The following is a 9,594-nucleotide window of genomic DNA, read 5'->3' as shown; positions in this document are numbered from 1 at the left end:
CCCCGGGCGGGCGTGCGCTCGGCGCGCGGGCCCGCGCCCCGCCCCCCCACCCCCCCGCCCCCCCCGCGCCGGCCCGCGCGCGGGCCCCCCCCCCCCACCCACGGCCGGTCAGGACCGCGCGGCGAGCAGCGCGGCCAGGCCGTCCAGGCCCCGGTCGACGGTGGCCGGGTCGACCTGGCTGACGGAGAGCCGCAGCTGGTGCTCCCCGCCGGTGCCCGGGTGGAAGTGCGACATCGGGGTCCAGATCACCCCGTACCGCGAGGCCGAGAGTTCGAGCAGCGCGTCGTCCACCACACAGGGCACCGTGACCACCACGAAGAACCCGCCGCGCGGCTCGTTCCACGTCACCCCGCCGCCGGGCGGGAAGCGCCGGGCCAGGCCCTCCAGCACCAGCGCGAGGTTCCGCCGGTAGAGCGCGGCCACCTCGGCGTTGGCGGCCCGCAGGCTGTGGCCGTGCTCCAGCAGCGCGCCGCCGATCACCGCCTGGGCGATCGGCGAGGTGTTCACCGTGGTCATGCTCTTGACCATGCCGAGCAGGTCGGCGAGCAGCACCGTGGCGCCCCGGCCGTCCGCCACCAGCTGGTCCGCCACCACGTACCCGACCCGGGCGCCCGGCAGGGCCGTCTTGGCGAAGGAGCCGAGGTGGACCACCCGCCGCCCGGTGTCCAGCGCCTTGAGCGAGGGCAGCCGCTCCTCGCCGGCGAAGAAGCCGTACGGGTTGTCCTCCAGCAGCAGGAAGTCCTCCCGCTCCGCCAGGGCCAGCAGCTCCCGGCGCAGCTCCAGCGGCAGGCTGGCCCCGCTCGGGTTGGCCACGTCCGGCACCAGGTAGAGCGCCCGGGGGCGCAGCCCCTCGGCCCGGGCGGCGGCCAGCTGCCGGCGCAGGTCGGCGAGGTCCACGCCGTCCGGGCCGTCGGCCACCGGCCGCACCGGCAGGTCGGCCAGCAGCGCCGCGCCGGTCAGCCCCACGTAGGTGGGGCAGACGGCCAGCACCACGTCCTCCGGGCCGCGGCGCAGCGCCCGCAGCACCAGGAACATCGCCTCCTGGCAGCCCACCGTGACCACGATCGACTCGGCGGGCACCTCGATGCCCTCGTCGGTCGCGAGGTGGGTGGCGATCAGGTCGTGGATGATCCCCTTGGTGCGCCCGTACTGGAGCACCTGGCGGCGGGCGGCCTCCTCGGTCAGCCCGCGCTCGGTGCGCAGGTGGTCGAGGTAGCGGTCCAGGTGGCGGTGGACGGCGTCGGTGTCGAAGAACCGCTCGGCCGGGCGCCCGGCCGCGAAGGAGACCGCCTCCGGGTAGCGGATGGAGATCTCGTTGAGCAGGTTCATCGAGGCCATCGCCGGGTCGGCGAGGGAGGAGTGCAGGCCGGCCAGCAGCAGGTCGGCCGGCGCGTCGGGGGTGGTCACGGGGTGCTCCAGGTCGGGCCGGGCAGGGGGGTGGTGCGCAGCTCGGCGGCGGCCCGCAGGTCGGCGCAGCCGGCCAGGCCGAGGGCGTGCCGCAGCTCGGCGGCGAGCAGGTCGAGGACCTCGGCGCAGCCGGCCTCGCCGCCGGCGGCCAGGCCCCAGATCAGCGGCCGTCCGAGCAGCACCCCGGACGCGCCGAGGGCCAGCGCGGTGAGCACGTCGGAGCCGCCGCGCACCCCGCTGTCCATCAGCACCTGGCAGTCGCGGCCGGCCAGCGCCTCGGCGACGGCGGGCAGGGCGGTCAACGCGGGGACCGCGCGGTCGAGTTGGCGGCCGCCGTGGTTGGAGACCACGACGGCCGCGGCGCCGAGGCCGGCGGCCCGCCGGGCGTCCGCCGGGTCGAGCACGCCCTTGACCACCAGCGGCAGCGCGGTCTGCCCGCGCAGCCAGTCGAGGTCGGCCCAGGTGACGCCGGGGGAGAGCAGTTCGGCGGTGTGCGCGGCCACCGCCGAGACGGCCGCGGTGGACTCGTGCGCCCGCCCGGCGGCGCCGTCCTCCAGCAGCGCGGCGCGGACGTGCCCGGGCAGCGCGAAGGCGTTGCGGGCGTCGCGCAGCCGGCGGCCCATGTACGGCACGTCGGCGGTGACGACCAGCGCCTCGCTGCCCGCCGCCTCGGCCGCCTTCACCAGGTCCAGCAGCCGGCCCCGGTCGCGCAGCCAGTACAGCTGGAACCAGAGGGTGGCCCCGGTCCCCGCCAGCTCCTCGAAACCGACGCTGCTGAGCGTGCCGACGGTGAACGGCACGCCCGCCGCGGCCGCGGCGCGGGCCGAGGCCAGCTCGCCCTCGGGGTGGAACAGCCGGTGGTAGGCGACGGGCGCCACCGCGACCGGCAGGGCCGACCGGCTGCGCACCAGGGTGGCGGCGGTGTCCCGGGTGCCGACGTCGGCCAGTACCCGGGGCACCAGGCCCACCCGGTCGAAGGCGGCCCGGTTGGCGGCGAGGGTCAGCTCGCGCTCCGCGCCGCCCTCCAGCCACTCCCACACCTCGGGCGCGAGCACGGCCCGGGCCCGCTCGGCGTACTCGGCGACGCAGAGCGCCGGGCGTTCCCCGGCCGGGGCGGCGTCGGTGCGGACGGGCGCGCTCATCCGGCCACCCCGCTGGTGTCGCGCTGGAGTTCCACGGCCTCGTAGAGGGCACGGATGTTGTTGCTGCCGAAGTTGCGGGCCCGGATGCGCTCGATCACCTCGAAGAAGAAGGTGTGCCGCGGGTGCCGGGAGCGGGTGAAGATCTGGAACAGCTGGCCGTCGTGGTCCTGGTCGACCAGCAGGTTCAGCTCGCGCAGCCGGTCGGTGGTGTGCCGCAGCGGCGTCAGGCGGCCGGGCAGCGAGTCGTAGTAGGCCCCCGGGGCGCGCAGGAACGGCACGCCGCGCCCGGCCATGGCGGAGACGGCGTGCACGGCGTCCTCGGCGGCGAAGGCGACGTGCTGCACCCCGGCGCCGTCGTGGCCGGCCAGGAAGGAGGCGATCTGGCCGCCCGCGTCCGCGGCGAGCGGCTCGATCAGGGTGAGCGTGACGCTGTGGTCGGCGCTCTGCACGACCGCCGAGTCCATGCCCAGCGCGCCGACCTCGACCCGCTCCTCGAAGACCGTCCGGAAGCCGAAGACCTCGTGGTAGCGGCGCTCGGTGGAGCGCAGCTCGCCGAACGGGACGAGGACGGCGAAGTGGTCGACGGAACGCAGCCCGACCTCGCCCGCGCCGGTCAGCGGGGCCGGGTCCGGCAGGCCGGGGATGCGGCCGGCCGGGACGCCGGGGCCGCGCTCGACCAGGGTGTGCACCACGTCGCCGAAGGCGTCGACCACCGCGGTGACGCAGCCGTCCCCGGCCAGCGGCGGACGCAGCGCGGTGGCGCCGCGGTCGGTCAGGGTGCGGAACGCCCCGGCGGCGTCCGGCACCCGCAGGCCGAGCGCGGCCACGCCGTCGCCGTGCCGCGCCAGGTAGCCGGTGGCCGGGTGGCCGGCGGCCAGCGGCTGGGTGAGCAGCAGCCGGATCGAGGCCTGGCCGACCAGCGCCGACAGGCAGCGCTCGGCGGGGCCGCCGCGTTCGGTCGGCGGGACGAGCAGTTCGAAGCCGTACTCCGTGGTCAGCCGGATCGTTTCGGCGCCCAGGTCGGCGACGTAGAACTCGACGTGGTCCAGTTCGACGGGGACCGGAGCGGCGCAGGGAGAGGAACGGTCGGTCATCGGTGGAGCTCTCTCATGAGGAGGACGGGAGGTTTCGAGGGACGAGCGGCGCGACGGCGGTGAAGCCCTCGACCACCGCGTCGTCGGCGTCCCCCTGGCCGACGCCGGCCCGGACGCGGTCCCGCTCCGCGGCGATCCCGGCGACCCGCCCCGGGCGGAAGTCCGGGGACCGGTGCGGGTCGGCGGCGGCCGCGGTCGGCGCGGCGGGCACGGACGACGGCGGCGGGTACGGGTGCTCGTTCCGCGCCGGCCGGTGTCCGACGGGTGCCGCGGTCATCAGTCGGCCTGGAGGACGTAGAGCCAGGAGTGCGGGGTGGCCAGCGCCTCGACGCGGTCGATCCGCAGGCCCGCGTCGGCGAACAGCCGTTCGTAGGTGGCCTTGGTGTGCAGCGGCACGCCCATCATGGCGTGCGCCAGTTCGAAGCCGACCGAGAAGACCGGCTGGGCGCCGTCGGAGGTGCCCGGGTCGCGCAGCATGGTGTCACCGAGGACGAAGGTGCGGGCCTTGGGGAAGGCCTCCCGCATCCGGGTGAAGATCGAGGAGCGGGTTTCCGGGTCGGCCAGCAGGTCGTGCAGCAGGAAGAAGCTCATCACGGTGTCGACCTCGGCCACCTCGGCGGCCTCCGCGTCGTTGTCGACCTGGGTGCCGAGCAGGCCCAGCACGTCCGCGCGGACGGCGGTGACCCGCTCCTCCATCCCGGCCTCGGCGATCTCGCGGCGGGCGATGTCGGTGGCCGGACGGCTGATGTCGATGCCCAGGCCCCGGCTGCCCTCGCGCTGGGAGACCACCCGGCGCACCCGGGCGGAGGTGCCGGAGCCCAGGTCGGCGATGGTGCGGAAGTCGATGCCGGAGAGCACGTCGGTCAGCTGCGCGGCGAACAGCGACTGGTCGCACTGGGCGGAGCCGAGGGCGACCATCGCCTCGTCGCGGAAGACGTCCTCGCCGTAGTGGCGGGTGCCGGTGCTCAGCTGGCCGGCGCGGCCGAACACGTCGTGGTAGCCGCCGACGGCCCAGGTGAAGTAGCCGCGCGCGGCGGCGATCTCCAGGCCGGCCTCGGTGGGCAGGTAGGCGTCCGCGTCGGCCTTGAGGTAGCCGTAGTCGGCGGCGGCGCGCAGTACGGCCTCGGTGCGGGCGGTGTCGCCGGACCGGGCGGTGGCCTCGGCGGCCGACAGCGGCTCGCCGCGCCCGATCGCCTCCAGCAGGCCGATCCGGTCCAGCGCGAAGATCACGTTCGCGGCGATGAAGCCGTTGTAGGCGTCGGTCGAGGTGATCGGCGACGGGGTGATGCCGCGCCAGGAGTCGGGGATGGACGCAGCGGTCATGGTGGTGTCCGTTTCTCCGTGGGCGGACCGGGTGCGGTCCGCGATGGGTGCGCAGGCCGGTCACCTGCGGTCGGTCGGGATGGTGGGTCGGTGGGGCGGTGAGTCGGTGGGGCGGGCGGGCGGACGGACGGACGGGTCAGGGCGTCAGACGGGCGGCGAGCACCGGGCCGATGACGGCGAGCGCCTCGGGGCCCGTCATCGCGCCGTGGGTGCTCGGCACCTCGTGGACGTCGAACCGGCCGCCCAGGTGCGGGCGCCAGCCCTCCGGGTCGGGGGCGTCGGCGGGCCGGTCCCCGGCGGCGGTGAAGAACACCGCGTCGCCGTCGTAGCCGGGCAGCGGGAGCGCGTGGGACAGCGCGGCGTTGGTTCGGAAGACCGAGACCACCCGGGCCACCCCGGCGCCGCTGAGGCCGGCGAGCGGGCCCTCGCCGCCCCGGACGAGCGCGGCGTAGCCGTCCTCGTCGGCGGGCCAGGCGGTGACCTCCCCGGCCGGGTGGCCGAGTGAGTCGAGGATCTCCGCGAGCTGTGCCGGGTCGTCCCGCCACTGGTCGGGTGCCGGCTCGCCGGTGCCCGGGTAGGCGTCCAGCAGCGCCAACAGCCGTACCTCCTCGCCCTGTCGGCGCAGCAGCGCGGCGATCGCGTGGGCGACGGCGCCGCCGAAGGACCAGCCGAGCAGGGCGTACGGGCCCTCGGGGCGGACGGCGCGGATCCGCGCGAGGTAGGTCCGGGCCAGCTCCTCGACCGAGGCCGGGCGCGCGTCCGGGTCGGCCAGGCCGGGGGCCTGGAGGCCGTAGATCGGCTGCTCGGCGTCGAGGTGGCGCAGCAGCCCGGTGTAGACCCAGCTGATGCCCGCGGCCGGGTGGACGCAGAACAGCGGCGGGCGTGAGCCGCGGGTGCGGATCGGCAGCAGCACGGGGAAGCTCTCGGCGTCCGGGCCCTGGGCGAGCCGTTCGGCGAGCCGGGCGACGGTCGGTGCCTCGAACACCGTGCGGACGCCGATCCGTTCGTCCCCGCCGACCAGTTCGCGCAGGCCCGCGACCAGCCGGCCGGCCAGCAGCGAGTGCCCGCCCAGCTCGAAGAAGTTGTCGTCCACGCCGACCTCGTCCAGCCCGAGCACGTCGGCGAACAGGCCGCGGAGCAGCTCCTCGCCGGGTGTCGCGGGTGCCCGCCCGGAGCCGGTCCGGCCGGCGTCGGGGGCGGGCAGCGCCTTGCGGTCGACCTTGCCGTTGGCGGTGAGCGGCAGGGCGTCGAGGACGACGACGGCCGAGGGGACCAGGTAGTCGGGCAGGGTGGTGCCGACGTGGGCGCGCAGTTCGGCCTGGTCGGCGGTCCGGCCGGGGTGGGGGACGGCGTAGCCGACGAGTCGGCGGTCGCCGGGGCGGTCCTCGCGGACCAGGACGAAGGCCTGGGCGAGGGCGGGGTGTCGGGCGAGGGCGGCCTCGATCTCGCCGGGTTCGATCCGGAAACCGCGGATCTTGACCTGGTGGTCGGCGCGGCCCTGGTACTCCAGAGTGCCGTCGGGGCGGCGGCGGACCAGGTCGCCGGTGCGGTACATCCGGCCGCCGGGCGGGCCGTACGGGTCGGCGACGAAGCGCTCGGCGGTCAGGTCGGGGCGGCCGAGGTAGCCGCGGGCCAGGCCGGCGCCGGCGATGTAGAGCTCGCCGGTGACTCCGGCCGGGGCGGGCTGGAGGCTGGAGTCGAGCACGTACAGCCGGGTGTTGGCGACGGGGCGGCCCATCGGCGGGTTGACGCGGCCGCTGAGCGGGGCGCTCATGCTGGCGCAGACCGTCGACTCGGTGGGGCCGTAGGCGTTGACCATCCGGGTGCGGGCGGACCAGTGCTCGACCAGGTCGGGCGGGCAGGCCTCGCCGGCGACGACCAGGGTGGCGCCCTCGGGGATCGCGTCGGGGGCGAGGACGGCCAGGGCGGTGGGCGGCAGGGTGAGGTGGGTGACGCCCTGCTCGGCGATCAGCTCGGTCAGTGCCGGGCCGGGGAGCAGCTGGTCGGCGTCGCCGAGGACGGCCCGGGCGCCGGTGAGCAGGGCCATGCCCAGCTCCGACACGGCCGCGTCGAAGGACGGCGAGGCGAAGAGCAGCACCCGGCTGTCCGGGGTGACGGCGAACGCTTCGCGCTGGCTCTCCACCATGCTCGCCAGGCCGGTGTGGGTGACCACCACGCCCTTGGGGCGGCCGGTGGAGCCGGAGGTGTAGATGACGTACGCGGCCGAGCCCGGGGAGAGCGCGGGGCCGGTGAGGTCGTGCGCCGGCCGGCCGGAGGCGTCCAGGTCCTCGATCAGCAGCCGGGGGACGGCGCTGTCGGCGAACAGGCCGTCGGCCAGGGCCGCGCCGGTGAGGACGAGCGCGGGCCGGGCGTCGCCCAGCATGGCGGCGATCCGGTCGGCCGGGTAGCGCGGGTCCACCGGGAGGAAGGCGGCGCCCGCCTTGAGCACGGCGAGTTGGGCGACGACCAGGTCGATCGAGCGCTCCAGGGCGATCGCCACGAACCGTTCGGGGGCCGCGCCGTGCTCCGTCAGCAGCCGGGCGAGGCGGTTGGCGCGCGCGTTCAGCTCGCCGTACGTGAGCTGCTCGGTGCCGAAGGAGAGCGCGACGGCCTCGGGGCGGGCGGCGGCCCGGGCCTCGAAGAGCGCGGAGAAGGTGGCGGGCTCGATCGGGCGGTCGGTGTCGTTCCAGCCGGTGAGCAGCTGCTCGCGCTCCTCCGGGGCCAGCACCTCGACCCGGCCCACCGGCTGGTCCGGGTCGGCCAGCACCGCGCGCAGGGCGCGCTCGAAGCGGGCGGCCGTCGCCTCGGCGGTGGCCCGGTCGAACAGGTCGAGGGCGTACTCGACGGTCAGGCTCAGCCCGGCGGGCGCGCCGGCCGCGTCGAAGCTCTCGCCGAAGGCGAAGGTCAGGTCGAACTTGGCGAGCCCCGACTCCAGTTGCTCGACCCGGCCGGGCAGGCCGTCGAGTCCGCTCTCCCCGGCCTCGCCGGTCCCGCCGGTCCCGCCGGCGGAGGTCAGCATCACCTGGCAGAGCGGGTGGCGGGCGGTCGAACGCGCCGGGTTGAGCAGCTCGACCAGCCGCTCGAAGGGCACGTCCTGGTGCTCGAAGGCCTCCAGGGTGGTCAGCCGGACGCGCTCCACCAGCTCCCGGAAGGTCGGGTCGCCGCTAGGGGTATCCCCAGCGGAGCGAGGGGAAGTGTCGGTGCGCAGCACCAGGGTGTTGACGAAGAAGCCGACCAGGTCGTCCAGGGCCTCGTCGGCGCGCCCGGCGACCACGGTGCCGATCGGCAGGTCGGTGCCCGCGCCGATCCGGCCCAGCGTGGTGGCCAGCGCGGCCTGCATCACCATGAACACGCTGGCTCGGCTCCGCTGGGCCAACTCGGCCAGGGAGACGTGGAGTTCGGCGTCCAGTCGGAGTTCCACCGAGGCTCCCCGGCGGCTCGGGGCGGCCGGGCGGAGGCGGTCGTAGGGGAGGGCCAGCTCCTCCGGCAGATCGGCCAGGGCCTCGCGCCAGTAGGCGAGTTGACCGGTCAGCAGGGCGCTGGGCCGCTCGTCGGTGCCGAGCAGCTCGTGCTGCCGGAGGGCGTAGTCGGCGTACTGCAGCGGCAGCGGCCGCCAGTCGGGGGCGGCGCCGGCCCGGCGGGCCCGGTAGGCCTCGGCGAGGTCGCGCAGCAGCGGGGCGACGGAGTGGCCGTCGGTGGCGATGTGGTGCATCAGCAGCAGCAGGACGTGTTCGTCGTCCGGCAGGGACAGCAGGGTGGCGCGCACCGGCAGGTCGCGGGCGAGGTCGAAGACCTGCGACCCGGCCTCGGCGAGGGCCGTCGCGAGCTCCTCCTCGGTGGCCACCGACGCGGTGTGCAGCGGCAGTTCGGGCGCGTCCAGGACCAGCTGGTGCGGCTGCCCGCCGGTGGTCGGGTAGACGGTGCGCAGCACCTCGTGCCGGGCCACCACGTCCCGGACGGCCGACTCCAGGGCGGGTACGTCGACGTCGCCGGTCAGCCGGAGGGCGCACGGGGTGTTGTAGAGCGCGCTCGGGCCCTCGTACTGGTCGATGAACCAGAGGCGTCGCTGCGCGGGGGAGAGCGGGACGTGCTCGGGCCGCTCGACGGGCCGCAGGTGCGGGCGGGCGCCGCCGGGGGCGGGCAGCACCTCGGCGAGGGCGGCCACGCTGGGGGCGTCGAACAGCGCCCGGACGGGCAGTTCGGTGCCGAGCGCGGTGCGGATGCGGCCGACCAGCCGGGTGGCCAGCAGCGAGTGGCCGCCCAGGTCGAAGAAGCTGTCGTCGATCCCGATCCGGTCCAACCCGAGGACGTCGGCGAAGAGTTCGCAGAGCGCGCGCTCGGTGTCGGTGCGCGGGGCGCGACCCTCGGCGCCCCCGGTGTAGTCGGGGGCGGGTAGGGCCTTGCGGTCGACCTTGCCGTTGGCGGTCACCGGGAGGGCGTCGAGGACGACCACGGCGGCCGGGAGCATGTAGCCGGGCAGCCGGTCGGCGACGGCGGCGCGCAGCTCGGCGGGGGTGGCGGCGGGGGTGGCGGTGCCGGTGGCGTACACCACCAGCCGCTTGTCGCCGGGCTGGTCCTCGCGGACCACCGCGAGCGCCTGGCCGACGTTCTCGTGGGCGGTGAACGCG

The 9,594-nt window shown here is 76.2% G+C and carries 6 protein-coding genes; all 6 read right to left on the bottom strand.

From position 1 onward, the window contains the following. Positions 1-108 precede the first annotated feature (108 nt). Entirely contained in the window at positions 109-1,338 is a 1,230-nt protein-coding gene (locus ACFRAR_RS20555) for an aminotransferase class I/II-fold pyridoxal phosphate-dependent enzyme (RefSeq protein WP_380699593.1), read from the bottom strand. A gap of 65 nt (positions 1,339-1,403) precedes the next feature. Then, on the bottom strand, positions 1,404-2,549 hold the full coding sequence (locus ACFRAR_RS20550) for an alpha-hydroxy acid oxidase (protein WP_380699552.1): 1,146 nt from the start codon (positions 2,547-2,549) through the stop codon (positions 1,404-1,406). After that, positions 2,546-3,643, bottom strand: a complete 1,098-nt coding sequence (gene hppD / locus ACFRAR_RS20545; RefSeq protein ID WP_380699551.1) for a 4-hydroxyphenylpyruvate dioxygenase — start codon at positions 3,641-3,643, stop codon at positions 2,546-2,548. The genes ACFRAR_RS20550 and hppD overlap by 4 nt, the downstream gene beginning before the upstream one ends. 13 nt (positions 3,644-3,656) lie before the next feature. Beyond that, the gene (locus tag ACFRAR_RS20540; RefSeq protein WP_380699550.1) at positions 3,657-3,920 is read right to left on the bottom strand and encodes a hypothetical protein; all 264 of its coding nucleotides are present in this window, start codon (positions 3,918-3,920) and stop codon (positions 3,657-3,659) included. Continuing rightward, positions 3,920-4,966 carry an SAM-dependent methyltransferase gene (locus tag ACFRAR_RS20535; RefSeq protein WP_380699549.1) on the bottom strand — a complete coding sequence of 349 codons (1,047 nt, stop codon included), beginning with the start codon at positions 4,964-4,966 and terminating at the stop codon, positions 3,920-3,922. The genes ACFRAR_RS20540 and ACFRAR_RS20535 overlap by 1 nt, the downstream gene beginning before the upstream one ends. Before the next feature lie 136 nt (positions 4,967-5,102). Continuing rightward, on the bottom strand, positions 5,103-9,594 hold a 4,492-nt coding region (locus ACFRAR_RS20530), incomplete at its 5' end, for an amino acid adenylation domain-containing protein (RefSeq protein ID WP_380699548.1).

This window comes from Kitasatospora sp. NPDC056651, from assembly GCF_042792155.1.
GTDB lineage: Bacteria > Actinomycetota > Actinomycetes > Streptomycetales > Streptomycetaceae > Kitasatospora.
This window is presented reverse-complemented; position numbering and strand designations above follow the sequence as displayed.